The sequence below is a fragment of the Polaribacter uvawellassae genome, from assembly GCF_039748955.1.
Taxonomy (GTDB): Bacteria; Bacteroidota; Bacteroidia; order Flavobacteriales; family Flavobacteriaceae; genus Polaribacter; species Polaribacter uvawellassae.
The window spans coordinates 872,024-897,695 of sequence record NZ_JBDIZN010000001.1 but is presented as its reverse complement, the minus strand read 5'-3'; the positions used below and the strand labels follow the sequence as shown (position 1 = coordinate 897,695).

Genomic DNA, 25,672 nt, shown 5'->3' with positions numbered 1-25,672 from the left:
ATGCTTTTTTATTTTAATCTAAACTGTAATTTATCTTTGGTACTTTTTTGAGCCAATATATTTAAAGCGTTTTCTGTAAGTTGCAATACTCTTGGATAACCTCCAGTTACTTGACAATCTTTCATTAACACAATTATTTTTCCTGATGGAGTTAATTGCACTGTTCCTGGTAAAACTCCAGATGTTAAAATCGGTTTTAATTGATTTTCAAAAGATTCTTCTAACCGATAACCTACTCTATTATTATCATTAGAAATAGTGTATTTGCCTTGTAATAATTTCTCTTGTTGTTGTTTAGGCAACAACTCAAATTCTGATCCTTTGCAGCATTCAATGGTATTTGCTTTAAAATATTCTTCATCAATTTTAATTTTTGATAAAGTCCTTTTATTTTCTGAGGTAATTGAATTTATTTTAAATTGATCTCCTTTCTTAAGCACAAAATTAGCAGTTATTCCTTTATAAAAACTTTTGCTTTTTAGAACAACTTCTGATGAAATTCCGCCTTTAATACATAGATAAGTTCTAATACCAAAAGTTTTTTTACCAAATGATAAAACTGCACCTTTTTCAATTTCTAAAACTGAATTCATTTGCATTTCTTTACCATCAATTGTTGGAGTGAAGTTTGCGCCAGTTATACATATTTCCAAATTCTCTTCAAACAAAAATTTACAACCACCAAAAGTAATTTCTATTACAGCTTCATCTAAATTATTATGTAATAATTGATTCCCAATTTTAGCAGCATAAGAATCCATAACTCCAGAAACAGGAACGCCAATATGTGCAAAACCTGATCTTCCTAGATCTTGAATTGTACTATATATTCCTGGATTTAAAACTGTAATCATTCTATCATTTTTATTTGATAAGCATTACTTTCTGCTTGATTTTTAATATTTGTATATTCTTCTAGCGAAATTGGTTCGAAAGTAATTTTATCTCCAGTTTTAGCAAAACAAGGATGTTGATTTTTTACATCAAAAAATGAAATTGGCGAATTGCCAATAATATTCCATCCGCCAGAACTTTCATTTGGATAAATACCAGTTTGGTTTCCACCAATTGCTACTGCACCTTTTGCAACTTTTAATCTAGGAGTTGCTTTTCTTGGAATTGCAATCTGATCATCCAATCCACCCAAGTATAAAAAACCTGGTAAAAAACCAATAAAATAAACGGTATAAATTGCTTTTGTATGTAGTTGGATAATTTCTTTTGGACTTATTTTTATGGTTTTAGAAATGTCTTCTAAATCAATTCCAAAACTTAAATCGTAGCAAACAGGAATTTTCCAATGCGTTATTTTTTGATTTTTTTCAATAGATTTTTGATGATATAATTCTTTTAAGAATTCAATTTTAAAATCTGAATTTTGAAGTATAAAACGATACACAAGTAATATTGAATTATAACCAACAATACAATCTTTCAGGTCTAATTCATTATCAATTTTATTTTTAAAATCTAATATATCATTTAAAATAATTTCACTAATCTCAGAAGGCCATTCAATTAAAATAGCATTTTCTCCGAAGGTTTTATATGAAAGTTTAAAATTAGGCAACGTGTATATTTTGAGTTTTTAACAAGAATGTTACATCTTTTAAAATTTCGAGCGCATTTAAATTATCGCCATGAACACAAAACGTTTCTGCTTTTATTTTGATTGTTGAATTTGAGATTGTTTTAACTTGCTTCTGTCCAATCATAAGTAAAACATGCTGATAAACTTCTGTTGAATTTGTAATAATTGCATTTGATTTAGTTCTAGAAACTAAAGACAAATCGTCATTATAATTTCTATCTGCAAAAGCTTCATATTTAATATTGATATTATTTTTAATAGCTACTTTTTCAATTTCCGAATTATAAGGAACAAACAAATATGCTCCTTCAACGTATTTTTTAATCGCATTGATAAAAACTATTGCCGCTTTTTTATCTCTAGCAATCAAATTATATAAAGCTCCATGCGCTTTAACATGATGCAATTTGGTATTCTTTTTTTGCAATCTTTCTTGAAACAATTTCATTTGAAAAACAATACTTTTTTGCAATTCTTTATCGGAAATGTTCATTGTTTTTCTACCAAAATTCTCTTTATCTGGAAATGAAGGATGTGCACCAATTTTAACCTGATTGTCAATTGCTAATTGTATGGATTTATCAATTGTTTGTTTATCTCCAAAATGACCTCCACAAGCAATATTACAAGACGAAATATAGGGCATTAATAAACGCTCATTCTCTACTCCTTCTCCAACATCACAATTAAAATCAACAATTTTCATTTACAACAAATTAAAAACTTTAAGGATTCCTTTTAATCCAAGAAAAACAGTCCCGATAACAATAATAAGCCCAAAAATATTTTGAAGTCTTGAATTTACAAAAGTACCAAGAACTGCTTTTTTATTCATTATCCACAATAAGATTCCAGCTATAATTGGTAATAACATTCCGTTTGCAACTTGCGCAAATTTGATAATTTCTATAGGTTTTATTCCAAGTGATGAAAAGAAAATTCCTAATACTAAAACAATAATCCAAACAGCTCTAAACTGTTTAGATTTTAATCCAACTTTCCAACCCAAACATCCTTTAGCAACATAAGCTGCGGCTAACGGAGCGGTAATAGCAGAAGTAATTCCTGCTGCAAATAAACCGATTGAAAGAAAATATTTTGAAAATTCTCCGTACAACGGGGCTAGCCCTTTCGCTAAATCTGATGCGTTGGAAATTGTGCTCGTTTGTATTCCTGCAGCAGAAACAATAATTGCCATAGAAACCAATCCTCCTAAAATAATCGAAATAATAGTATCTTTTTTAGCAAACGAAAGGTCTTCTTTTTTCTTCCATCTTTCTTTTACTAATGAAGCATGTAAAAACAAATTGTACGGAACAACAGTTGTACCTATTAATCCAATGATTGTCCATAAACTATCATTAGGAAAACTAGGAATAAAAGCTCCTTTAAAGATTTCTGCAAGATTTGGTTTGGTAATAATTGCTGTTATTATAAATGATACACTCATTAATAAAACTAACGAAACCAATGCTTTTTCAAGCATTTTATAAGTACCAAAGAACAATAAAGTAAATGCAATAATACCAATAAGGATGCTAATACCATTGATAGAAAATGAACCAACATTAAAATATGTTTCGCCTAAAATAGTTTCTAAACCTAAAACACCACCACTAATATTACCAGCTTCATAAGATGCATTACCAACTACAATTGCTGCTAAAATTAATAGTGTTACAAATTGTTTAAAAAACGGATTTTTAATTTCTTCTCGTATAATTTCTGACAAACCTTTTTGAGAAATAATTCCTAATCGCGCTGCCATTTCTTGTAAAACTATGGTTGCAAAAATAGAAAGTGCCATTGCCCATAATAAACTAAATCCGAAATTAACTCCTGCAATTGTACAAAGTGTAACCGTTCCTGGACCAATAAAAGCTGCTGCAATTAAAGTTCCTGGACCAATATTTTTAAACCAATTTTTAATCATATAAGTAGTCTAGTTGATGCTCTATAAAAATAGGAAAAACAATCCATAAAAAAAGCACCTCAGTTGAGATGCTTTCTATTTACTTATTATTTTTAAAATTATACTAGTGGTCCACCAGCCATAATTTCTTCATTTGCGTAGTCTTCAAATTGCGCAAAGTTTTTTCTAAATGAATTTGCAAGCTCTAATGCTTTTTTATCATAAGAAGCTTTATCTGCCCAAGTATCTTTTGGATTTAAAACTTCATTTGGTACATCTTCACAATTTGTTGGCATAGCTAATCCAAAGATTGGATGCTGAATAAACTCAACATTGTCTAACTTCCCTTCTAAAGCTTCAGTAATCATTGCACGCGTATGCTTCAATTTCATTCTACTTCCTGTTCCGTAAGAACCACCAGTCCAACCAGTATTTATCAACCAAACATTTACGTTAGCATCCTTCATTTTTTTACTTAACATTTCTGCATAACGTGTTGGATGTAATGGCATAAATGGTGCACCAAAACACGCTGAAAAACTTGGTGTTGGCTCATCGATTCCTGCTTCAGTTCCTGCAACTTTTGCTGTATAACCTGAAATAAAATGATACGCAGCTTGACCTGGCGTTAATTTTGAAATTGGAGGTAACACACCAAATGCATCTGCTGTTAAGAAAAATATATTCTTTGGATTTTTTCCAATTGATCCTGGTTGAATATTATCTATATGATAAATTGGGTAACTAACTCTAGTGTTTTGTGTAATTGAAGTATCTTCAAAATCTACTTCTCCATTTTCTTTAAAAACAACGTTTTCTAGAATTGCTCCTTTTTTAATTGCTTTAAAAATGTCTGGTTCTTTTTCTTCAGTAAGGTCAATTACTTTTGCGTAACAGCCGCCCTCAAAATTAAAGACCGTATTTTCATTTGTCCAACCATGTTCATCATCTCCAATTAATCTTCTGTCTGGATCTGCAGATAAAGTTGTTTTTCCTGTCCCAGATAATCCAAAGAAAATAGCGGTATCTCCGTCTTTACCAACATTTGCAGAACAGTGCATTGGTAACGTATTTTTATCAACTGGTAAAATAAAGTTTAAAGCAGAAAAAATACCTTTTTTAATTTCTCCAGTATAACCAGTTCCACCAATTAAAGCTACTTTTTTTGAAAAATTAAGAATCGCAAAATTATGTTGTCTTGTTCCATCAATTGCTGGATCTGCCATAAAACCTGGCGCATTAATTACAGTCCATTCTGGAGAAAACGTTTTTAATTCTTCAGCTGTTGGTCTTAAAAACATATTGTGAGCAAACATATTACTCCAAGGATATTCGTTTACAACTCTAATATTGAGTTTGTAATTTTCATCAGCACAAGCGTAGCTATCTCTAACAAAAATTTCTTTTCCAGATAAATAATCTGTTACTCTTTTATATAATTTATCAAATTTGTCTGTTTCAAAAGGGATATTGATATTTCCCCACCAAACTTCATCTTTTGTTATATCGTCTTTTACTATAAAGCGATCTTTTGGTGATCTTCCTGTAAATTCTCCAGTGTTAACGGCTAAAGCTCCAGAAGAAGCCTCTACTCCTTGTCCTTTTTCAATAGTTGATGCATGTAATTCATCAGAAGTTAAATTGTAATGAGTTGTTGCATTTTTAATTCCTAAACTATCTAGTGAAATTGATTTTGAATCAAAATTTACCATGTTTAAATTTTAAGTTATTTATTTAGTTGTGTTAAATAATAAAGAACAAAAATACTGATTATTTTCACAATGATTTATTCTTTTCAAATTTTTATCAACTTTTTATTGTTCATTACTTTTAGCAAAACTAATTGCCATTAACAACCAGCCTAACATGAAAAGGAAACCTCCTACCGGAGTAATAAACCAAATGCTTTTAGCAGAAACATCTAATAATTGGATTGCATAAATAGAACCAGAAAAGAACAAAATTCCAATAAAAAATAGCCAGCTTATTCGATTCTTTTGCTTTATAGTAAAGCCATGATAAGTGTTTACAAACAATAGTACAATTATATGATACATCTGATAACGAACTGCAGTTTCAAAACTATTCATTCCGTCTACTGTTAATATTTCTGACAAAGCGTGCGCTCCAAAAGCACCTAAAACGATTGTTAAGATTCCTAATACTGAAGTAATTGTTAGATTTTTATTCATTTGCTTGATTTTTGTTTTATTTTAAACTTTTTGCTTTGAATTGTGTATTTTAGCTAAACAATATTTACACGATTAACATTCGTAAAATTAGTTATAAAATACCAAAATGAGAAACCTATTAATTATTGGAGCTGGTAAATCTAGTTCTTCACTTATAAAATATTTGCTTGATACTTCTACCGAAGAAAATTTACACATAACTATTGGAGATATTTCTATAGAAGACATCAATAAAAGAATTAAAAGACACCAAAATCTAACTGTTATTCAGCTTGATGTCTTTAATAAAGCTGAAAGAGAAACCGCAATAAAAAAGGCAGATATTGTGATTTCTATGTTGCCCGCAAGATTTCATTTAGAAGTTGCAAAAGATTGTATTCAATTTCAAAAAAACATGGTAACTGCCTCTTACATTTCAGACGAAATGAAAGCATTGGATGCAGAAGTTAAAAAGAATGGGTTGGTTTTTATGAACGAGATTGGTGTAGATCCAGGAATTGATCATATGAGCGCCATGCAGGTTATTGATAAGATTCATGCAAAAGGAGGGAAAATGTTATTATTTGAGTCTTTTACTGGCGGATTAGTTGCTCCAGAAAGTGATACTAATTTATGGAATTATAAATTTACTTGGAACCCTAGAAATGTTGTAACTGCTGGTCAAGGCGGTGCAGCAATGTTTATCCAAGAAGGAACTTACAAATACATTCCGTATCATAAACTATTTAGAAGAACAGAATTTTTGCAAATAAATGGAAGCGGAAAATTTGAAGCATACGCTAACAGAGATTCATTAAAATATAGATCTATTTACGGTTTAGAAGACATTCCAACAATGTACAGAGGAACCATTAGAAAAGTTGGTTTTTCTAGAGCTTGGAATATTTTTATTCAATTAGGAATGACTGATGATACATACACAATTGAAAACTCAGAAAACATGAGTTACCGTGATTTTGTTAATTTATTTTTAGCGTATAGCCCAACAGATTCTGTAGAATTAAAGTTGCGTTCTTATTTAAAAATTGATCAAGATGATGTAATGTGGGAAAAATTAATTGAATTAGATCTTTTTAATCCAAAGAAAATAATCGGATTAAAGAATGCTACTCCAGCTCAAATTCTACAGAAAATATTAATGGACAAATGGACACTTTCTGAGGATGATAAAGATATGATTGTAATGCATCATAAATTTGGATACGAATTAAATGGTAAAAAGCAACAAATAGAAAGTAGCATGGTTACACTTGGCGAAAACCAAACGTATACTGCAATGGCTAAAACTGTTGGTTTGCCTGTTGCAATTGCAGCATTAAAAATACTAAACGGAGAAATAAAAACTCCAGGTGTTTTAAGACCAATTTCTAAAGAAGTGTATGAACCTATTTTAAAAGAGTTAGAAAGCTTCGGTGTTTCTTTTACTGAAAAAGAAGTTACGTATTTGGGATATAATCCTGAGAATGTAATTGGGTAAAGTATTATCATTGCGAGCTTTTCAACTAATAAACCCGCAATGAGTATCAAAAATTCATTACATTTTTAAATAAAAATCTTTTGTTAAATTGATGTATTCATCAGTGTATTGGTGTCTTTCTTTTTCAATTACTAAAGTTTCTTTTTGTAGTTCTTTTTTTTCGAAAGAAAAAGTTAACAAACTTCTTTTTAATTCTGAGCTAGCTGTTCCTTTTACATGACAAACTCTATTCAAAAATAAGTTGTTTTGATGTGCAATTTGGATAAAGCTTTCTTCTTCTTTAAACGGAATTATCACAGAAAACTCACCTGATTCTGAAAGTGTTTTTGAAACACCTTTAATTAAATTATCAAAAGTAAGCGATGATGTAAATCGTGCTTTGTTTCTTGATTCATTATTGGTTTCAAATGCATCAGTATAAAATGGCGGATTGGAAACAATCAAATCATATGTTTCTTCTTCAGCTTCCATTTCCTTTGCAAACTCTTCAAAAGAAGAATTGTAACAAAACAATCTATCTGCCCAATCGCTTTGTTCAAAATTTTCGACACATTGCTCATAACCATCCTCATCAATTTCAATCGCATCAATTGTAGATGCATCAGAACGTTGTGCAAACATTAGCGCAATAATTCCAGTTCCTGCACCAATATCTAAAATTGTATTTGGAAGTTTTTTTAAAGAACACCATGCGCCAAGTAACACCGCGTCAGTTCCAACTTTCATAGCAGTTTTATCTTGATGAATTGTAAATTTTTTAAATTGAAATGGTTTATTCAAAATAATTTTAATTTTAAAACAAAAATTCTGCGAAAATTTACGCAGAACTTTTAATTTTTTTTTACTTTCTCGCAGAGAGGAAGGGATTCGAACCCTCGATACGTTGCCGCATACACACTTTCCAGGCGTGCGCCTTCGACCACTCGGCCACCTCTCTAAAATTAATTTTCTAAATAAAGTTCAATCAACCCTTTTGGAGTTTCAACTTCAATAACTTTATTTTCTCTATCAACTTTTTTGATAAAATCATCAATCATCGGAATAAAAGCTTCTTTATCTCCATTCTTGATCTCAAATAAAGGTTGTGCAGTTTTATCGTTGATTCCTTCAATAACTCCAACCAATCCGTAGTTTATATCAACAGCTTTAAAGCCAATTACTTCATGAAAATAAAACTTATTTCCTGTTAATTTTGGTAATAAATCCAACGGCAAATATACATCTGCTTTTAAAATGCTGTCAGCTTCTTCTTCGGTGTACACATCTTCAAACTGAACACGTAATTGATTTCCTTTTTGAAGTAAACTTTTTTCAATAAAAAATGGAATCAGATTATTGCCTAAATCGACAAAAATTGATTCCATTTCTTGGTACAGTTCTGGTTCGTCGGTATCTAACTTGATAACCACTTCACCTTTAAAACTATGTTTTCTAACGATTTTGCCTAAATAAAAACAATCTTCTTTACGCATCATAAATCGTTATTTTTTTGAATTACTCTGCAGATTTCTCTTCAGTAGTTTCTTCTGTTGTAGTTTCTTCTGTTGCAGTTTCTGCAGCAGCTTTTTCTGCCTCTAATGCAGCTTCAGCAGCTTCTTTTTCTGCAATAACTGCAGCTTCAGCTTCTTTAACAGCATTTACACGAGCTTCGTTTACAGCTTTTTCTGCTGCTAATGCAGAAGCTTTTGCTTCTTCTTGCTCTTTTGTTAATCCTTCTTTTTTAGCAGTAATCCTATTTGCTTTTTCTTCTAACCAAGCAGTAAATTTAGCTTCTGCTTGCTCTTCAGTTAAAGCTCCTTTACGAACTCCACCAGCTAAATGGTTTTTTAACATTACACCTTTGTAAGATAAAATTGCTCTCGCAGTATCTGTAGGTTGTGCTCCGTTTTGTAACCATTTTACAGCACCATCAACATCTAATTCAATAGCTGCTGGGTTTACATTAGGATTATAAGTTCCTAATTTTTCTAAAAATTTACCATCTCTTTTTGCACGAGCATCTGCTGCTACGATTGAATAAAATGGTTTTCCTTTTTTACCGTGTCTTTGTAATCTAATTTTTACTGACATTTATTGTTAATTTTTTAAGGTTCTCGACCTTGATTATTAAAATTCTTATTATCTCGTAATAAGCGGGTGCAAATATACAAAAATCTTTTTCAAAATAAATTAGAAAAATAATTAAAAATAAAGGATTTAAAATCCATAAAAACAAGAATTTAATTGTTGATAAAACAAGGCTAACTCTTACTGTTAAATTGAGGAGTTTTTTATACTTTTAAGGTTCTTAACTCAACAAAGAAATTTCACTTTATGTACTTAATTTTTGATACCGAAACAACTGGTTTACCTAAAAGCTGGAATGCACCAATTACTGATACAGATAATTGGCCAAGATGCATTCAGATTGCCTGGCAGTTGCATGATGAACTTGGTCATTTAATTGAGCATAACGATTTCTTAATAAAACCAGACGGATTTAATATTCCGTATGATGCAGAAAGAATTCACGGAATTTCTACTGAGCTAGCACAAGAACAAGGAATTTCTTTAGCAGAAAGTTTGCAATTATTTAATGAGGCTTTACAAAAAACAAAATTTATTGTTGGTCAAAATGTTGGTTTCGATATCAATATTATGGGTTGTGAATTTCATCGTTTAGGTATTAATAATAATTTAACCAAACTACCGCTTTTAGACACGTGTACTGAAAAAACTGCTTTAATGTGTCAACTTCCTGGCGGAAGATATGGTAAGTTTAAATTGCCAACGTTAACAGAATTGCACAAACATTTATTTGGACAAGATTTTGCAGAAGCACACAACGCAACTGCCGATGTTGAAGCAACTACACGTTGTTTTTTAGAATTGATTCGTTTACGAGAATTTACCAAAGAAGAATTAGATGTAGATGAAAGTTATTTTCAAAATTTCTCTGAAGCAAATCCAAAGCCAATTCAAATAATTGGTTTAAAACACATCAATCTAAAAAAGGAAAGCAAAAAAATTAGAAAACGTGATGAAGCTAAAAAAGATGTCGAAACTACAGCTATTTCTACTAAAAATATTGCTTCTTTAGAAGGTGTTCAATTTGCACATTTACATAATCACACACAATTTTCTGTACTGCAATCTACGATGCAAATTAGCAACATTGTTAAAACTGCTGCAAAAGACAATATGTCTGCGATTGCTTTAACAGACACAGGAAATATGATGGCAGCTTTTCATTTTGTAAGCGCTGTTTTAAATCATAATAAAACTGCAAAAGCAAAAAATAAAGAATTAGAAACTGAAGGAAAAACACCTACCGAAACTATTTTAAAACCCATTGTTGGTTGCGAATTTAATATTTGCGAAAATCATTTAGATAAAAGTAAAAAAGACAACGGATATCAAGTTGTTTTATTAGCGAAAAACAAAAAAGGATATCACAATTTAGCTAAAATGTCTTCCATCGCATTTGTAGATGGTTTCTATTATGTTCCTAGAATAGATAAAGCTATCGTAGAAAAATACAAAGAAGATATTATTGTACTTACTGGAAATTTATATGGAGAAGTTCCAAGTAAAATTCTAAATATCGGAGAAAAACAAGCAGAAGAAGCCTTGATTTGGTGGAAATCTGTTTTTAAAGATGATTTCTACATCGAGTTAATGCGTCATGGACAAGAAGATGAAAAAATTGTTAATGAAACCTTATTAAAATTCTCTAAAAAACACAACATAAAAACCGTTGCCACAAACAACACTTTTTATTTAGAAAAAGGAGATGCCAATGCACATGATATTTTACTATGTGTAAAAGATGGAGAAAAACAAGCAACCCCTAAAGGTCGAGGAAGAGGTTACCGTTATGGTTTACCAAACGATGAATACTTCTTTAAATCTTCGGATGAAATGAAGCAATTATTTGCAGATTTACCAGAAGCAATTTCGAACATTCAAGAAGTTGTTGATAAAGTAGAATCTTACACGTTGGCAAGAGATGTCTTATTACCTGCCTTTGATATTCCTGAAAAATTTCAAGACGAAAAAGATGCCGAAGATGGCGGAAAAAGAGGAGAAAATAATTACTTACGCCATTTAACATACGAAGGCGCAAAAAAACGCTACGGAGAAATAACGGAAACTATTGGAGAACGCTTAGATTTTGAATTATCTGTAATTGAAAAAACGGGTTATCCTGGATATTTTTTAATTGTAGAAGATTTTATTAGAGAAGCCAGAAATATGGATGTTGCAGTTGGTCCTGGTCGTGGTTCTGCTGCCGGTTCTGTTGTTGCGTATTGCTTGTGGATTACCAATTTAGATCCAATTAAATATGACTTACTTTTTGAGCGTTTCTTAAATCCAGAACGTGTTTCGATGCCAGATATCGATATCGATTTTGACGATGAAGGACGTGGAAAAGTAATGGATTATGTAATCAATAAATACGGAGCCAATCAGGTTGCGCAGATTATTACTATCGGAACGATGGCTGCAAAATCTTCTATTAGAGATACAGCTAGAGTGTTAGATTTACCACTTTTTGAAGCCGACAGAATTGCAAAGTTAATTCCAGGGATGAAACTAAGTAAAATCTTTTCATTAGATGAAAAAGAGCTAAAAGAAAAACTGCGTTCTGAAGAAATTGAACTCGTAAACGAACTTAAAAAATTATCTGATGGAAATGATTTAAGCGCAGAAACCATCAACAAAGCAAGAGTTTTAGAAGGCTCTGTTCGTAATACCGGAATACATGCTTGTGGTGTAATTATTACGCCATCAGATATTACAAACTTTGTTCCCGTAACACTTGCCAAAGATTCTGACATGTATGTTACGCAGTTCGACAACTCGGTTGTAGAAAGTGCTGGTTTGCTGAAAATGGATTTCTTAGGGTTAAAAACGTTAACCCTAATTAAACATACCGTAAAAATTGTAAAAGCAAAACACGGAATTGAATTAGATCCAGAAAATTTTCCGTTGGATGATGAACAAACATACGAATTGTTTCAACGTGGAGAAACGGTTGGGATTTTTCAATACGAATCACCCGGAATGCAAAAACATATGCGCGCATTAAAACCAACTGTTTTTGCAGATTTAATTGCAATGAACGCGTTGTATAGACCTGGACCAATGGAATATATTCCGTCGTTTATCAACAGAAAACACGGTACAGAAGACATTGAGTACGATTTACCAGCGATGGAAGAATACTTGGCAGAAACTTACGGAATTACGGTTTATCAAGAGCAAGTAATGTTGTTATCGCAAAAGTTAGCAGATTTTACAAAAGGTGAAGCTGATGTATTGCGTAAAGCGATGGGAAAAAAACAAGCTTCTGTGCTTGCTAAAATGAAACCAAAATTTATTGAGCAAGCGAGTAAAAATGGTCATGATGCAGAAAAATTAGAAAAAATATGGAAAGATTGGGAAGCGTTTGCAAGTTATGCTTTTAACAAATCTCACTCTACTTGTTATGCTTGGATTGCGTATCAAACTGCTTATTTAAAAGCACATTATCCAGCAGAATATATGGCTTCGGTGTTGTCTAATAATATGAACGATATTAAATCTGTTTCATTTTTTATGGAAGAATGCAAACGTTCTGGAATCACAGTTTTAGGTCCAGATATTAACGAATCGTATTCTAAGTTTTCTGTAAATAAAGAAGGAAATATCCGTTTTGGAATGGCGGCAATTAAAGGCGTTGGTAGTTCTGCTGTAAAAGCAATTATTGACGAACGTAAAAAAAATGGACATTTTGTGTCGATTTTTGATGTTGCAAAACGTGTAGATTTACGTGTTGCCAATAAAAAAGCGTTTGACGGATTGATTTTAGCTGGCGGATTTGATTCTTTTAAAGATTCTCACAGAGCACAATATTTTACTAAAGATGAAAAAGGACAAACTTTTATTGAGAAAGCTTTGCGTTACGGAAATAAATATCAAGAAGGAGAAAATTCTTCGCAAGTTTCTTTGTTTGGAGAAGCTTCTGATATCCAGCTACCAGAACCTATTATCCCAGAATGTGAAACTTGGGGTACTATGGAAACACTTGGGAAAGAAAAAGAAGTAGTCGGAATTTACATTTCTGCGCATCCTTTAGATGATTTTAAAAATGAATTATCTTTTTGTAATGCTAATTTATCTCATTTTAAAGAAGATCTAACTAAATATGTGGGCATGAATCTATCTTTTGCAGGAATTGTTACCGATGTTCAACATCGCGTTTCTAAAGCTGGAAAAGGTTGGGCTACTTTTATTATAGAAGATTACAACAATAATAATGAGTTTAGAATTTTTGGAGAAGAATATTTAAAATTTAGACATTTTTTAGTTCCAAATTCGTTTTTGTATGTAAAAACAGTTATCAAAGCAGGTTGGGCAAATAAAAATACAGGAATCGTTGGTGAGCCAAGGTTACAGTTTACAGAATTCAAATTATTGCACGATACAATGGATGAAATGTGTAAAAAAATTACCATTCAAATTCCTGTTGAAGAAATTACAGAAAACAGAATTAACAACTTGCAGCAATTATTAGTAACAAATCCTGGTAAACAAAGTCTGTATTTTACAATTTGGGATAAAAATGAAAAAATAGAACTGAGTTTACCAAGTAGAATACCAAAAATAAAAATCACAAATGAGTTGCTAACTCAATTAGAAAAAGAGCAAATTACTTTTAAGTTGAATTAACTAGTCAATCCGGCTAATAATGCCAAACCACCAAACATAAATAAAAAAATCATTGTTATGATAAAGTAAATTACCATTAAGAGTAATGTTCCTTTTGCCCAGTTTTTCTTGTTGATTCTTGTATTAGAATCAAATGCCCATATAAGAACCAAAATCAATCCTATAATCGGCAATGAAGCTAAAAATATGGTTAATGCCCATTCTTTATAAGACATTGTCGTAGTACCTTGTTGTTCTGATAAATTTTCCATTAGTTTGTTTTTTATAGTTACGTTCAAATCTATTCTCACAATCAAATATACTTATTTATACGCAGTCTTTCAATTCTTTACAAAAATTGCTTTTTGATATATTTAGTATATTTATCATTCATTAAATTTTTTGATTATGAATTCTACGTTAAGAAATATACTTGCAGTTATTGCAGGTTTGGTTATAGGAAGTATTGTGAATATGGGAATTATTATGATAAGTGGCTCTGTAATTCCACCTCCAAACGGAGCAGATGCTACAACGATGGAAGGCTAAAAAGAATCGTTGCATTTATTTGAGCCAAAACATTTTTTGTTTCCGTTTTTAGCACATGCATTAGGCACTTTAGTTGGAGCAATTGTTGCTTATAAGATTGCTGCAAACAAGAAAAAAACAATGGCTTTAATTGTTGGTTGTATCTTTCTAGTTTTCGGAACTATAAATGTATTTGTATTACCTGCACCAATGTGGTTTAATGCAGTGGATCTTATTTTTGCTTATATTCCAATGGCATTATTAGCCGCCAATTTTTCGAATTCTAAAGCATAATTTCAAATGAAAAATTATTTTTTCTCAATCATTTTATACTGTTTTTACTCAACAATTTTTTCTCAACAAAACACAAAAATTTCAACGATAGATTTTGTTCAGATCCTTAACAACAACAAAAAAGAGGTTGTTTATTATTACGAAAACAATTGGGAGGTGTTACGCAAAATGGCAATTAAAAAAAGCTACATAGATTCTTATCAGTTGTTAGAAACAACTCCAAATAAAGAAGCACCTTTTAGTTTTATGTTAATTACAACATATAAAAATAAAACTCAGTTTGAAGCTAGAGAAAAACACTTTGATGAATTGATAAAAGAAAAAGGAAAACTTGAATTATTAAACAATAAAAAACCAGGAGAATTTAGAAAAACAATTTTTTGGAAAGATGTATACCACAAAGAAAATTAATTTGTACTTTCTCTAAAAAGCACTTCTAAATTTTGATTCTGTGTGTTCAATCCTAGAATTTTGAGTCCGTTTTCTTGTGCGAAATCAAAAACCTCTGAACGCATATCTTTGTCTGAATTAAAAGTTAAAAACCACGTATTGTCAAAGTTATTTTTATAGGAAACTAAGTTGGGTAATTTTTTAATAAATTGTTCTTCTAGTTTAAAATCAAACGTAACTTCTATGACTTGCTGTTGATTAGAACGAACATCTTTCAATAATTTATCGACAACTATTTCTCCTTTTTTGATGATAATAACACGATCGCAAACCGCTTCTACTTCTTGCATAATGTGAGTTGAAAATAACACGGTTTTATCCTTTCCAATTTCTTTGATTAACGTTCTAATGGCTACCAATTGATTTGGATCTAAACCTGTTGTTGGTTCGTCTAAAATTAACACATCAGGATTGTGCAATAACGCAGCAGCCAAACCAACCCTTTGTTGATATCCTTTAGATAATTGCCCAATTTTTTTATGAACTTCTGGAGTTAAACCAACTTTTTCAATAATTTCCGCAACATTTTCTTTTGCTACTTTATAAATTGATGCTTGAAATTGCAAATATTCTTTCACATACATTTCTGTATATAACGGATTGTTTTCTGGTAAATAACCAATGTTTTTTTGCGCTTCAATCGGATTTTCTAACACATTTATTCCGTTGACTAAAACAACTCCTTCTGTAGGGTTGATATAACCTGTTAAGATTTTCATCATGGTCGATTTTCCGGCGCCATTTGGGCCTAAAAAACCAACAATAGAACCTTTTTCTACAGAAAAACTGATGTTGTTTACCGCTTTTTGAGAATCATATTTTTTTGTTACTGAAGAAACTTCTATCGACATAATTTTAATTGAATCTTTTTTAAAATAACGAACAAATTACTGATTTAGTTGTTGAGAAAAATAATTAATCAATCACAATTTTTTTAGAAATATGATTTTGGCCATTTTCAATTTTTAAAATGTACAAACCTTTCGCAACCGATTGATAATTTAATGTTTTGGTAAATGTTGATCCAGATGCTTCATATACTGTTCCGTTGATTTTTCTTCCTCTAATATCAAACAATTCAACAAGTACTTTATCAGAAGATTGCAAATCAAAACTCACTGTAATAATTCCTTTTGAAGGATTTGGATACAAATTAAAATTTGTAAACAATTCATCATTTACAGATGCCACTTTATCAATAGAAAAATTAGTGCTATTTACTGCATAAAAAATATGATCAGCAGCTTCAACTTTTATTCTTGCTTGTGTTGTTGTACTATTCGTTATTACAACATCTTCAGTTCCGTCATTTGGAGTATTTGAAATTAATACATTCGGAAAAGTCATTCCGCCATCAGTAGAAAGTAAAATATTTACATTAGCTGCATTTACTGGTGATGCAGTTGTATTTGCCACATCCCAAGTAATGGTTTGAGTTGAATTTCCATTTAATGTAGTTGCTGTGTTTTGAGAAGTTACAACAAAAGGTCCTGAATTACCATCAACTGTAATTTTAACATCATCTCTACTTGTTGCTCCACCATTTAAAACATTATCTCTAACGGTTAAAGAAAAACTCATTGATCTAGCAACAGATGGTACAACTTCCCAAGTTGATGAAGTAGTTCCCGCTAAAACTGTTGCAATTACAGGCATATATCTATTTGGTGAAGTTGAAGAAGGTAACGTTCTAAACATTGGCCCCACAGTATTTGTAGAAACTGGCGGCATTGTTGCAGTTGCGTTATCTATTTGCTCCCAATTATATGTCAAATTATTTCCAGCATCTACATCTGTTGCAGCACCTTTTAACACAAATGGAGTTGATTTCGGAATTGAAAAATCGTTACCAGCATTTGCAACTGGAGCATTATTATTAGTTGGTGTTTCTACTCCACAAGTTGCTGTTGAAGTTACAATTGCCCACATTTCTGCAATACTTACTGAATGAAAATATGCATCACTATTAGATTGTACATTTGGGTCACAAATTCCTGCATAACCCATAATGGAAGAAGCACTTCCGGGCTCTACAGCAGTAGCATTATACCTATTACAGTCATTATTTTGTGTATGATTTGCACCAAATTGATGCCCCATTTCATGAGCAACAAAATCAATATCATAAGTGTCATTAATTGGCGATGCAGAACCTGTTACTCCTTGTGCTTTTTCTCCTGGAAGACAAACCACTCCTCCGCCTGCTAATCCTGCTCCACTTCCTCCGCCTGTACTAAATGCATGACCAATATCGTACGAAGGCGCACCAATAGTATTATCGCAAAGTGCTTGTGTTTGACCAATTAAAGTATCTGCATCATCATCTGCTAAACCATCAGTAACTCCGTCTAAAAAAATAATATTTTCATTGTTGCTAACAAGTTTCATTGTAACTCCTAAATCTCTTTCGAAAATTCCGTTTACACGTGTCATAGTTGTATTTATAGCTGCTAAAACTGCAGCTTTCTTTTCTGCATCTGTTGCAGTGGCAGAAATGTTTTGATTGTTTATATGAAATTGAGAATACTCGCCTGTTGCAACAACTGCGAGTCTGTACGTTCTTAATTTTCCATCGTTTGCATTTGTGGTTTTCTGAAAACTTTTTTGATGCACTTTAGATACATTTTCTTCAACCAAACATTCAAAATTAGATTTTACGACCTTATTTTTAAAGTAGGCAATCGCTGTTTTTTTATCTTTTGTATACGGATCAATTAAATACATTGGATACTTTCCGGATGTAATCATAGCATGAAAACCAACGTTAGATTTACTTAAACGAACTCTTGCTGTTGCATCATCAATTCCAACACCAACATAAGATTTTATTGAAGGATATTTTAGCGCTAATTCATCTGAAAAAACTGATGCTTCTTTTACTAAAAAACGTTGAATTCCGTTTGGAGTTGGCAACTCCATAATAGTTTCTTGATTTTTAGAAATCGTTAGTTTATTATCAACTTCTATTCTATTAAGAGTATACAACTCGTAAGATGTTGGTGGTGTTTCTCTATATTCTAATTCTTCTCCAATTACTCTTGATTTAGAATCTTGCTTAGTCCAAATGTTTTGCGAAAACATAGAAACTGAAACAAAAAAGAAAAATAACAAGTAAATTTTACAGTACTTTTTCATCATTAAATCTATCTAAAATTAGTTAGTGATATTTATAAATATCTCTAACAAATGTAATTAAATATTTATCTTTGTTCTCTACAATTATGAATAAAAACATTCTACTTAAAAACTTAGGGGTTAAAGACTACAAGGAAACTTGGGATTATCAAACCGAATTATTACAAGAAATTGTTGATCAAAAAATTAGCAACAGAAAAAATAATGAAGAAAAAGAGACCAAAAACCATTTTCTTTTTGTTGAGCATCCGCATGTTTACACCTTAGGAAAAAGTGGAGACTTGAGTAATTTATTACTGAATGAAAAACAGTTAAAAGAAAAAGGTGCTACTTTTTATAAAATAAATCGTGGTGGAGATATTACCTATCACGGACCAGGACAAATTGTTGGTTATCCTATTTTAGATTTAGAAAATTTCTTTACAGACATTCATAAATACTTACGTTTCTTAGAAGAGGTTATTATTTTAACGTTGGCAGAATATGGGTTAAAAGCTGAAAGAAGCGATGGTGAAACTGGAGTTTGGCTTGATGTTGGAACACCTTTTGCACGTAAAATTTGCGCAATGGGAATTCGATCTACACGTTGGGTTACTATGCACGGTTTTGCATTGAATGTAAATGTAAACTTGGGTTATTTTGATAATATTATTCCATGCGGAATCAGAGGAAAAGCTGTTGCTTCAATGGAAGTTGAATTGGGTAAAAAAATTCTAATTGAAGAAGTTCAACAAAAAATTTTAAAACATTTTACCGAATTATTTGAAGTAAAAACTTTTCTATAAGTTTTTACTTTGTAATTGCAAACGATTTAAAAAATGCCTCCGCAACTTCGTTTTTATATTTGTCTTTTTTTGCAAACACCATTACTTGATAGAGATACAATCCTTTAGAAAAAACCTTGTATTCAACCTTAACGTCATTACTCATCGTTAATGATGCATAAATACCATTGAGGTTATTTTCTTTGATTTTTTTTTGCTCAACTACTGTTCCTTTCAGCGCTGTTTTAAAAGTTATAACAGAGGCGTTTAACAAATCTGAAACTTTATTCGGTTTATTTTCTTGTAAACTACTAGAAATAGCAAAAAGCATTTCGTTATGTCTGTATGCTGCTCTATAAATAGTGCTGGCTTTATCTTCTTTAACATCTTCTGTAACTTCTCCGTAAGAAATCATAGAAAATTTACCTAATTCTGATGTGTATGTTTGTGCCTTTTCTTGCGCTACTAAATGAAGTCCAAAAAACAGCAAAACACTTGTTAGTAGTATTTTTTTCATGTCTGTCGTAAAAATTGGTTTACGTAAAGATACTATTTTTCTTCGTTAAAATATATTTTGTAATATTTCATTTTCTTCTCTTCGTCATAACCACGTTCTAAGTATTCTGAAGCAGCATCTGGCGCATCAACATCTAGTTTAATTTCGATATTGGTATCTAATTTAATAATGTTTTTAATCTTGCTTTTTTCTTTCTTTAATACCACATCAGAAACTTCAAAATTATTTCTAATTAACACGTCATTCAAAGTTTCGAAATGCTTTTTATAATCATCAAACATGCCTTTTTGCTTGTCTTCTTCAAACAGTTCTTCTTTAAATGCATGATAATCTACCGATTCATTTTCTTTAAAATAATCTACGGTATTTGCTAAAAACTGACTCTGCTCTTGTTTGCCAAATTCAGGTTTTATCACTTCTTCTGAAAACTCTTTACACAATTCTAAATAGCTCTGTGTATGTTGATTTCTATCATCTGCATATTTTACCGACAAGAAATTTTTAATCCAATATTGCGCATCGTATTGATTATTATCTACACTCAAAACAACCGTCCCTTCTGCGTCTGTTGTATTTAAAATTAAACAGCCTTTGTCGATTTTTTTGGTGCTAATTCCTTGCTGAACAGCAACATCAAAACTATTTTCTTCTAAATAGGTTTGAAAAAAATCTGTTTTATTTTCAACTTTAAAAATACCAATTGCTTCGGTTAACACATCTTGATATTCTATGCCTTCAATCAACGCGATAATAACATCACCTTTTTTAATTTGAGCAGAATTTGATTGCTCGTACAAATGATTGACAATGTTTTTAGAATTTTCTATAAAAGTACTTTCCTCTTTAAAAACGTTTGTTGCATAATTATTAATTTCGTTTAAACGAATATCTGCATGATGGCTAAAACGAAAACTTTGCGACAGATTTACAAATGGTTTTAGTAAAAAAGGAACCATTAAATTGTAACTATCTTCATCAAATCGGATGACGCTTTCTGAAAAAACATTTTGTCCACTATTGTATTTATTCGCTACTTTATGAATGATACATTTGGTAATTTCTGCACGTGTTCTTTTTATCATCTTGTAAAATTAGAGTGGCTAAAATAGTTGAAGTTTTTAAAAGTAAGCAAGAATATTCTTGTTGATTATTAACAATTACAACTCCAACTTTAATTGCTCTGGAAGCAAACGAAATGTTTTTCTGTGATACTTCGTAATTCCGAATTCCCGTATGGCGTTTCTGTGTTGTTTTGTTGGATACCCTTTGTTTTGTTTCCAATGATACATCGGAAATTCTTGATGAATTTTCTCCATAAACTCATCTCTGTATGTTTTTGCTAACACAGAAGCTGCGGCAATACTTAAGTATTTCGAATCGCCTTTTACAATGGTTTTGTGCGGAATCTCTTTATAGGTTTTAAACTTATTTCCATCAACAATTATAAACTCTGGTTGCGGGTTTAATTGCGCAATAGAACGTTGCATTCCTGTAATTGAAGCTTGTAACACGTTGATTGTATCCACTTCTTTTTCATCCACAAAACAAACACCAAAAGCGATTGCTTTTTGTTCTATAATTGGTTTTAATTCTTTCCGCTGTTTTTCTGATAATTGTTTAGAATCATTTAAAAACGGATGTTCAAAATCTGCTGGCAGAATAACAGCAGCAGCTACAACCGGACCACACAAACAACCTCTTCCGGCTTCATCTGTTCCTGCTTCTAAAATTTTTCCGCTGTAATTACTTTTTAACATCACTACAAATTAACAGTTTTAGAAGAAATTATTCATCTTTATTTCCGTTTAAAAATTTTACATTTGCTGTATCAATCATTTTACATGAAAAACCGTTTTTTTAGTTTCTTGCTAATCATGCTTTTTAGCGTGCATTTAATCCATTCTCAAATTAGTACTTCGGATGGAAGAAACCAATTAGACTCTACATTTATCAATAAAACAACAACGATTGTAAAATTAAACGGTAAAACCAATTACAAAGATTACAAGATTATTTCTTTTAAAAAAGACACCACTTATATTGATACAACCTTAACAATTTTAAAAGAATACACCTATAATTTTTTGCGAAAAGATAATTTTGAATTGCTTGCTTTTCACAATCAAGGACAAACTTTTAATAATTTAGGATACGATTTTACACATCAAAGTTCACTTCCAATAATCGGAATGAATGCAAAACATTTTAATTATTTGTCAAAAGAAGACATTGATTATTATAAAGTTCCGACACCAACTTCAGAAATTTTATACAGAACCGGTTTACAACAAGGTCAAGTTTTAGAAACATTATTTACACTAAATTTTTCTGAGCGATTTAATGTTGGGGTTCTTTACAAAGGATTGCGTTCTTTAGGAAACTACAGAAATTCATTGGCTTCTCAAGGAAATTTTAGAACCGTTTTTAGTTATCAAACTAAAAATAATCGATACGAAATTAGAGGACATATTGCAACGCAAGATTTGATGAATCAAGAAAATGGCGGATTAACCACAACTTCTTTAACTGCTTTTACAACTGATGATCCTAATTTTTCTGACAGAGGAAGATTGGATGTAAATTTAGAAGGAACAGAAACAATTTTAGAAGGAAATCGATTTTTTGTTGAACACGATTATAAATTATTTTCAACTAAAGACAGCATTAAAAACAACTTTACCAATTTAAAATTCGGACATGTATTTACTCACGAAGTTAAGACTTACGAGTTTACAGAAACCAGTTTAAACACTGCTTTTTTCGGAAATGCAAATGTGAGTTCTGGATTTACAGATGCGGTTGAAAACAAAATCATTAACAATCAATTATTTTTAGAATTTAATTCGAAATATATTTTAGGAACTTTTAGGTTTAAAACAAGTTTAACAAACTATAATTACGGATATAATGCAGTTTTAAATTCAACAATAAACACCATAACAAATCCAGAAATTAAAGGTTCTGCTATTTCTTTTGGCGGAAACTGGAATGCAACAATTAAAAACTTTCAATTAAATACAGATGTAAATCTTAGACCAGGATCTGGACGGATTTCTGGTTCAAATTTTTATAGTGAAGCCATTTTCAAAAAGGATAGTGTAACTACTTTTAAAGGAAGTATTTCTATCAATTCTAAATCGCCAAACTTTAATACCATTTTATATCAAAGTGCATACGACGAGTACAATTGGCAGAATGATTCGTTTAAAAACATCAATACAAGAAATATTGCTTTTGGTTTACAATCTAAATTGATAAACCTAAACGCTAGCATCACAAACATTGAAAACTACACCTATTTTGATGACAACTCCAAACCGCAACAATCTGGAGAAAACGTTACATATTTAAAAGTAAAAGCGAATAATGAATTCAAATTTGGGAAATTTGCGTTGAACAACACAATACTTTATCAACAAGTAAGTAGCGGAAAAGACGCATTTAGAGTTCCGAATTTGGTCTCTAGAAATACCTTATATTATTCAGATTTTTTCTTTGAAAAAAAGCCATTATTTTTACAAACTGGAATTACATTTAACTTTTTTTCGAAGTACAAAGCAAATGCATTTAATCCGTTATTAAACGAATTTACAATTCAGAATTCATCAGAAATTGGGTATCCAACTTTTGATGTTTTTGTAAATGCACAAATTAGAAGAACACGTATTTATTTAAAAGCAGATAACTTAAGTTCGATGTTTTTAAAGAAGAATTATTTTTCTGCTCCAAATTATCCATACAGAGATTTTGTAATCCGATTTGGTTTGGTTTGGAATTGGTTTATATAGCCACAATGTGGCAAATAAGCATAGGCCAGTTTTACTGTCACATCGAGCGGAGTCGAGATGTAATTACACCTAAACAAAAAAATGAAACAAAAATTACGAAACAACTGGAAACTCTTTTTAATAGCAAGTTTAACTTTAGGCTTAGCACCATTTAATCCGCCACATATTTGGGGTAAAATTCAATGGATTGCTGGTGGAAATGCTTTTTTCGGAGAAAATGCAATGCAGTTTCAAGATTATTTTGATGTTTTAATGCATGGCTCTCCTTGGGTTCTTTTACTTGTTTCTGGAGTTTTACATCTTACGAAAAAAAAATAATTTACATATTTTCTGGAAATTCAATTTCCATTTCAGGTAAAAATCTGCCCGGAACAGAACTTTCTTTTAAAGAGATTGTTTTAAATCCATACTTCTCATAAAAAGAAGCTGCATTTGGATCTGAAAGCACATTTAATACTTCACAACTATTTGTTCTACAATTTGTAATTGCATGTTCTACTAATTGTCCGCCGATATTTTTTCCTATAAATTTTGGTTTTACAAATAAGAATTCTAAAAAACAAGTTCTTGAGTTTACTCTATTTAATATATAAAAACCTGCAATTTCAGTATCCATCATAAATTTACAACCTCTCCAGTCTTTAAAGGTTTCTGGAAGAATTGTTAAATCTGATTTCCAACTTTCTATTTGTTCTGAAGAATAACCCCAATATGCTTTTGATTCTAACGCAATTTGTGTTAGAGTTTTGGCATCAGAAGGAACAGCATTAACAATCATTTATTTTTTAACTAATTGTTTTATTTTAATATTAAAGGCTGCAAATAACAATGTCATAAACGGACTTAACCAGTTAAAAATTGCGTAAAAAGCATAGTCTATCACCGAAACGCCTAATACACCAGAATGATATGCACCACAAGTGTTCCAAGGAATTAAAACTGAAGTTACGGTTCCAGAATCTTCTAAAGTTCTACTTAAATTCTCTGGAGCTAATCCTTTATCTGCGTATGCTTTTGCATACATTTTTCCTGGAACTACAATTGCTAAATATTGATCTGATGCTGTAAAGTTTAATCCAATACATGTAGCTACTGTACTTGCAAACAATCCAAAAACTGAATCAAAAAGGCTTAGCATAAAACTACTAATTCTTGCCAATGCACCAATTGCATCCATAATTCCACCAAAAACCATAGCACAAATAATTAACCAAATAGTTCCAAGCATTTTTGCCATTCCGCCAGCGGTAAATAAATCTGCTAAAGCTTTATTTTCTGTTGCTACAGAAGTTTCAACGGTTATCGATTGCATAATTCCTTTATAAGCAGAATTTAAATCTAATTCTTTAACTCCTGCAACTTGCGCAACCACTTCTGGTTGAAATATCAACGCAAAAACTGCTGCTAATAAAGTACCAATTAATAATGCAATTAAAGGTGGCGTTTTTTTCACAATTAAAACAATTACACCAACCGGAACTAAAAATAACCAAGGTGTAATATTAAATGCTTTATCAATATCAACTAAAAGCGAATTTGTATCTGCTTGTCCTGTTGTGTTTTGAGTAAACCCCAGAATGATAAATACAATTAACGCAACAATAATTGTTGGCACTGTTGTGTATGCCATATATCTAATATGTGTGAATAAATCTGTTCCTGCCATTGCTGGCGCAAGATTTGTTGTATCTGACATTGGAGACATTTTATCTCCAAAATATGCTCCAGATAAAACTGCTCCAGCTGTCATTCCTAAAGATATTCCTAAGGCTTCACCGATTCCAATTAATGCAATACCAACTGTTGCAGAAGTTGTCCAAGAACTTCCTGTTGCAATAGAAATTACAGCACAAATAATTAAACAAGCAGCTAAAAATATCGTTGGATTTAATACTTGCAATCCGTAATAAATCATTGCAGGAATAATTCCGCTTATCAACCAAGTTCCTGCCAAAGCACCAACTAATAATAAAATTAAAATTGCGCCAGCTGTAGATTTAATATTCTCCGAAACTTCTTCAATCATTCTATCAAAAGAAACTTTATTTCTAAAACCAACAACTGCAGCTACTGCTCCACCCATCAATAAAATAAATTGATTAGAACCACTTAAAGAATCGTCACCAAAAATAAAAACATTGTACGCTAACATTCCAATTAATATCAACACAGGAAAAATAGCTTCCCAAATATTCAGTTCTTTGTTTTCAATTATTTTCTGGTCTTCAATCTTAATTTCAGAAATATTTTTATCGTCTTGCATTATGTAAAATTTTTGTGTTGTAATGTTACGATTTTAGAAGAAGCTATGCAAATCAATTTCGTTTACAACAATTGTTATCATTGATTTGT

25 protein-coding genes and 1 tRNA gene are annotated in these 25,672 nt (G+C 31.1%); 8 read left to right on the top strand and 18 right to left on the bottom strand.

Annotated elements, in window-relative coordinates:
- Positions 1 to 8: 8 nt before the first annotated feature.
- The 6 genes from ABDX67_RS04080 to ABDX67_RS04055 all read right to left on the bottom strand — a co-directional run bounded on the left by ABDX67_RS04080 (position 9) and on the right by ABDX67_RS04055 (position 5,695).
- Positions 9 to 854 (bottom strand): 5-oxoprolinase subunit C family protein, encoded by an 846-nt coding sequence (locus ABDX67_RS04080; protein ID WP_347173679.1) that lies wholly within the window; start codon positions 852 to 854, stop codon positions 9 to 11.
- Entirely contained in the window at positions 851 to 1,570 is a 720-nt protein-coding gene (gene pxpB, locus ABDX67_RS04075; RefSeq protein WP_347173678.1) for a 5-oxoprolinase subunit PxpB, read from the bottom strand. Before pxpB ends, ABDX67_RS04080 begins: the two co-directional genes overlap by 4 nt.
- Entirely contained in the window at positions 1,563 to 2,297 is a 735-nt protein-coding gene (pxpA, locus tag ABDX67_RS04070) for a 5-oxoprolinase subunit PxpA (RefSeq protein WP_347173677.1), read from the bottom strand. The genes pxpB and pxpA overlap by 8 nt, the downstream gene beginning before the upstream one ends.
- Positions 2,298 to 3,524 (bottom strand): Nramp family divalent metal transporter, encoded by a 1,227-nt coding sequence (locus tag ABDX67_RS04065; RefSeq protein ID WP_347173676.1) that lies wholly within the window; start codon positions 3,522 to 3,524, stop codon positions 2,298 to 2,300. It abuts the gene before it with no gap.
- 98 nt (positions 3,525 to 3,622) lie between these two features.
- On the bottom strand, positions 3,623 to 5,215 hold the full coding sequence (pckA, locus tag ABDX67_RS04060) for a phosphoenolpyruvate carboxykinase (ATP) (protein WP_347173675.1): 1,593 nt from the start codon (positions 5,213 to 5,215) through the stop codon (positions 3,623 to 3,625).
- A gap of 102 nt (positions 5,216 to 5,317) precedes the next feature.
- On the bottom strand, positions 5,318 to 5,695 hold the full coding sequence (locus ABDX67_RS04055) for a DUF423 domain-containing protein (RefSeq protein WP_347173674.1): 378 nt from the start codon (positions 5,693 to 5,695) through the stop codon (positions 5,318 to 5,320).
- Positions 5,696 to 5,801: 106 nt separating this feature from the next.
- On the opposite strand from ABDX67_RS04055, the gene ABDX67_RS04050 reads away from it, so the two are divergent.
- Entirely contained in the window at positions 5,802 to 7,172 is a 1,371-nt protein-coding gene (locus tag ABDX67_RS04050) for a saccharopine dehydrogenase family protein (protein ID WP_347173673.1), read from the top strand.
- Between the two features lie 57 nt (positions 7,173 to 7,229).
- Here the strand turns inward: ABDX67_RS04050 and ABDX67_RS04045 are convergent, their stop codons facing one another.
- From ABDX67_RS04045 to ABDX67_RS04030, 4 genes are all read right to left on the bottom strand, one after another.
- On the bottom strand, positions 7,230 to 7,952 hold the full coding sequence (locus ABDX67_RS04045) for a tRNA1(Val) (adenine(37)-N6)-methyltransferase (protein WP_347173672.1): 723 nt from the start codon (positions 7,950 to 7,952) through the stop codon (positions 7,230 to 7,232).
- 72 nt (positions 7,953 to 8,024) lie between these two features.
- Positions 8,025 to 8,109: transfer RNA gene (locus ABDX67_RS04040), tRNA-Ser, on the bottom strand.
- Positions 8,110 to 8,113: 4 nt separating this feature from the next.
- Positions 8,114 to 8,644, bottom strand: coding sequence for a ribosome maturation factor RimM (gene rimM, locus ABDX67_RS04035; protein ID WP_347173727.1), 531 nt, complete (start codon positions 8,642 to 8,644; stop codon positions 8,114 to 8,116).
- Positions 8,645 to 8,666: 22 nt separating this feature from the next.
- Entirely contained in the window at positions 8,667 to 9,242 is a 576-nt protein-coding gene (locus ABDX67_RS04030) for a 30S ribosomal protein S16 (protein ID WP_347173671.1), read from the bottom strand.
- Positions 9,243 to 9,485: 243 nt separating this feature from the next.
- Between ABDX67_RS04030 and dnaE the strand changes: the two genes are divergently transcribed.
- Complete coding sequence (dnaE, locus tag ABDX67_RS04025; protein WP_347173670.1) at positions 9,486 to 13,865, top strand: DNA polymerase III subunit alpha; 4,380 nt, start codon at positions 9,486 to 9,488, stop codon at positions 13,863 to 13,865.
- Here dnaE and ABDX67_RS04020 read toward each other — a convergent pair.
- Positions 13,862 to 14,155 (bottom strand): hypothetical protein, encoded by a 294-nt coding sequence (locus tag ABDX67_RS04020; RefSeq protein WP_347173669.1) that lies wholly within the window; start codon positions 14,153 to 14,155, stop codon positions 13,862 to 13,864. The two genes, dnaE and ABDX67_RS04020, sit on opposite strands and share 4 nt — an antisense overlap.
- 97 nt (positions 14,156 to 14,252) lie before the next feature.
- Between ABDX67_RS04020 and ABDX67_RS04015 the strand changes: the two genes are divergently transcribed.
- The 3 genes from ABDX67_RS04015 to ABDX67_RS04005 all read left to right on the top strand — a co-directional run bounded on the left by ABDX67_RS04015 (position 14,253) and on the right by ABDX67_RS04005 (position 15,077).
- Positions 14,253 to 14,393, top strand: coding sequence for a hypothetical protein (locus ABDX67_RS04015; RefSeq protein ID WP_347173668.1), 141 nt, complete (start codon positions 14,253 to 14,255; stop codon positions 14,391 to 14,393).
- 9 nt (positions 14,394 to 14,402) lie between these two features.
- Positions 14,403 to 14,666, top strand: coding sequence for a hypothetical protein (locus ABDX67_RS04010; RefSeq protein ID WP_347173667.1), 264 nt, complete (start codon positions 14,403 to 14,405; stop codon positions 14,664 to 14,666).
- Between the two features lie 168 nt (positions 14,667 to 14,834).
- Entirely contained in the window at positions 14,835 to 15,077 is a 243-nt protein-coding gene (locus ABDX67_RS04005; RefSeq protein ID WP_347173666.1) for a hypothetical protein, read from the top strand.
- On the opposite strand, the gene gldA is transcribed toward ABDX67_RS04005, so the two are convergent.
- On the bottom strand, positions 15,074 to 15,967 hold the full coding sequence (gldA, locus tag ABDX67_RS04000; RefSeq protein ID WP_347173665.1) for a gliding motility-associated ABC transporter ATP-binding subunit GldA: 894 nt from the start codon (positions 15,965 to 15,967) through the stop codon (positions 15,074 to 15,076). The two genes, ABDX67_RS04005 and gldA, sit on opposite strands and share 4 nt — an antisense overlap.
- Before the next feature lie 64 nt (positions 15,968 to 16,031).
- Complete coding sequence (locus ABDX67_RS03995; protein ID WP_347173664.1) at positions 16,032 to 18,254, bottom strand: zinc-dependent metalloprotease; 2,223 nt, start codon at positions 18,252 to 18,254, stop codon at positions 16,032 to 16,034.
- 83 nt (positions 18,255 to 18,337) lie between these two features.
- Here ABDX67_RS03995 and lipB point away from each other — a divergent pair, with 83 nt between their 5' ends.
- A complete protein-coding gene (gene lipB, locus ABDX67_RS03990; protein WP_347173663.1) occupies positions 18,338 to 19,036 on the top strand; it encodes a lipoyl(octanoyl) transferase LipB in 699 nt (232 codons plus the stop codon).
- Between the two features lie 4 nt (positions 19,037 to 19,040).
- On the opposite strand, the gene ABDX67_RS03985 is transcribed toward lipB, so the two are convergent.
- The 3 genes from ABDX67_RS03985 to rnhB form a co-directional block, all read right to left on the bottom strand.
- Positions 19,041 to 19,532, bottom strand: a complete 492-nt coding sequence (locus ABDX67_RS03985) for a hypothetical protein (RefSeq protein ID WP_347173662.1) — start codon at positions 19,530 to 19,532, stop codon at positions 19,041 to 19,043.
- Positions 19,533 to 19,564: 32 nt separating this feature from the next.
- The gene (locus ABDX67_RS03980) at positions 19,565 to 20,614 is read right to left on the bottom strand and encodes a nucleoid-associated protein (protein WP_347173661.1); all 1,050 of its coding nucleotides are present in this window, start codon (positions 20,612 to 20,614) and stop codon (positions 19,565 to 19,567) included.
- 75 nt (positions 20,615 to 20,689) lie between these two features.
- Positions 20,690 to 21,289, bottom strand: a complete 600-nt coding sequence (rnhB, locus tag ABDX67_RS03975; protein WP_347173660.1) for a ribonuclease HII — start codon at positions 21,287 to 21,289, stop codon at positions 20,690 to 20,692.
- 84 nt (positions 21,290 to 21,373) lie between these two features.
- Between rnhB and ABDX67_RS03970 the strand changes: the two genes are divergently transcribed.
- Together ABDX67_RS03970 and ABDX67_RS03965 are read left to right on the top strand one after the other, a co-directional pair.
- A complete protein-coding gene (locus ABDX67_RS03970; protein WP_347173659.1) occupies positions 21,374 to 23,320 on the top strand; it encodes a putative porin in 1,947 nt (648 codons plus the stop codon).
- 81 nt (positions 23,321 to 23,401) lie between these two features.
- Positions 23,402 to 23,638, top strand: a complete 237-nt coding sequence (locus ABDX67_RS03965) for a hypothetical protein (RefSeq protein ID WP_347173658.1) — start codon at positions 23,402 to 23,404, stop codon at positions 23,636 to 23,638.
- A gap of 1 nt (position 23,639) precedes the next feature.
- On the opposite strand, the gene ABDX67_RS03960 is transcribed toward ABDX67_RS03965, so the two are convergent.
- Positions 23,640 to 24,098 (bottom strand): GNAT family N-acetyltransferase, encoded by a 459-nt coding sequence (locus tag ABDX67_RS03960; RefSeq protein WP_347173657.1) that lies wholly within the window; start codon positions 24,096 to 24,098, stop codon positions 23,640 to 23,642.
- Positions 24,099 to 25,583 (bottom strand): Na+/H+ antiporter NhaC, encoded by a 1,485-nt coding sequence (nhaC, locus tag ABDX67_RS03955; RefSeq protein ID WP_347173656.1) that lies wholly within the window; start codon positions 25,581 to 25,583, stop codon positions 24,099 to 24,101. It abuts the gene before it with no gap.
- Positions 25,584 to 25,672 lie beyond the last annotated feature (89 nt).

Excerpts from the sequence above, each read along its gene's own strand:
- ABDX67_RS04080 (WP_347173679.1), bottom strand. The coding sequence starts at position 854 with ATGATTACAGTTTTAAATCCAGGAATATATAGTACAATTCAAGATCTA.
- pxpA (WP_347173677.1), bottom strand. The coding sequence starts at position 2,297 with ATGAAAATTGTTGATTTTAATTGTGATGTTGGAGAAGGAGTAGAGAAT.
- ABDX67_RS04065 (WP_347173676.1), bottom strand. The coding sequence starts at position 3,524 with ATGATTAAAAATTGGTTTAAAAATATTGGTCCAGGAACTTTAATTGCA.
- pckA (WP_347173675.1), bottom strand. The coding sequence starts at position 5,215 with ATGGTAAATTTTGATTCAAAATCAATTTCACTAGATAGTTTAGGAATT.
- ABDX67_RS04055 (WP_347173674.1), bottom strand. The coding sequence starts at position 5,695 with ATGAATAAAAATCTAACAATTACTTCAGTATTAGGAATCTTAACAATC.
- ABDX67_RS04050 (WP_347173673.1), top strand. The coding sequence starts at position 5,802 with ATGAGAAACCTATTAATTATTGGAGCTGGTAAATCTAGTTCTTCACTT.
- rimM (WP_347173727.1), bottom strand. The coding sequence starts at position 8,644 with ATGCGTAAAGAAGATTGTTTTTATTTAGGCAAAATCGTTAGAAAACAT.
- ABDX67_RS04030 (WP_347173671.1), bottom strand. The coding sequence starts at position 9,242 with ATGTCAGTAAAAATTAGATTACAAAGACACGGTAAAAAAGGAAAACCA.
- dnaE (WP_347173670.1), top strand. The coding sequence starts at position 9,486 with ATGTACTTAATTTTTGATACCGAAACAACTGGTTTACCTAAAAGCTGG.
- ABDX67_RS04015 (WP_347173668.1), top strand. The coding sequence starts at position 14,253 with ATGAATTCTACGTTAAGAAATATACTTGCAGTTATTGCAGGTTTGGTT.
- ABDX67_RS04005 (WP_347173666.1), top strand. The coding sequence starts at position 14,835 with ATGGCAATTAAAAAAAGCTACATAGATTCTTATCAGTTGTTAGAAACA.
- gldA (WP_347173665.1), bottom strand. The coding sequence starts at position 15,967 with ATGTCGATAGAAGTTTCTTCAGTAACAAAAAAATATGATTCTCAAAAA.
- ABDX67_RS03995 (WP_347173664.1), bottom strand. The coding sequence starts at position 18,254 with ATGATGAAAAAGTACTGTAAAATTTACTTGTTATTTTTCTTTTTTGTT.
- lipB (WP_347173663.1), top strand. The coding sequence starts at position 18,338 with ATGAATAAAAACATTCTACTTAAAAACTTAGGGGTTAAAGACTACAAG.
- ABDX67_RS03985 (WP_347173662.1), bottom strand. The coding sequence starts at position 19,532 with ATGAAAAAAATACTACTAACAAGTGTTTTGCTGTTTTTTGGACTTCAT.
- ABDX67_RS03980 (WP_347173661.1), bottom strand. The coding sequence starts at position 20,614 with ATGATAAAAAGAACACGTGCAGAAATTACCAAATGTATCATTCATAAA.
- rnhB (WP_347173660.1), bottom strand. The coding sequence starts at position 21,289 with ATGTTAAAAAGTAATTACAGCGGAAAAATTTTAGAAGCAGGAACAGAT.
- ABDX67_RS03970 (WP_347173659.1), top strand. The coding sequence starts at position 21,374 with ATGAAAAACCGTTTTTTTAGTTTCTTGCTAATCATGCTTTTTAGCGTG.
- ABDX67_RS03965 (WP_347173658.1), top strand. The coding sequence starts at position 23,402 with ATGAAACAAAAATTACGAAACAACTGGAAACTCTTTTTAATAGCAAGT.
- ABDX67_RS03960 (WP_347173657.1), bottom strand. The coding sequence starts at position 24,098 with ATGATTGTTAATGCTGTTCCTTCTGATGCCAAAACTCTAACACAAATT.
- nhaC (WP_347173656.1), bottom strand. The coding sequence starts at position 25,583 with ATGCAAGACGATAAAAATATTTCTGAAATTAAGATTGAAGACCAGAAA.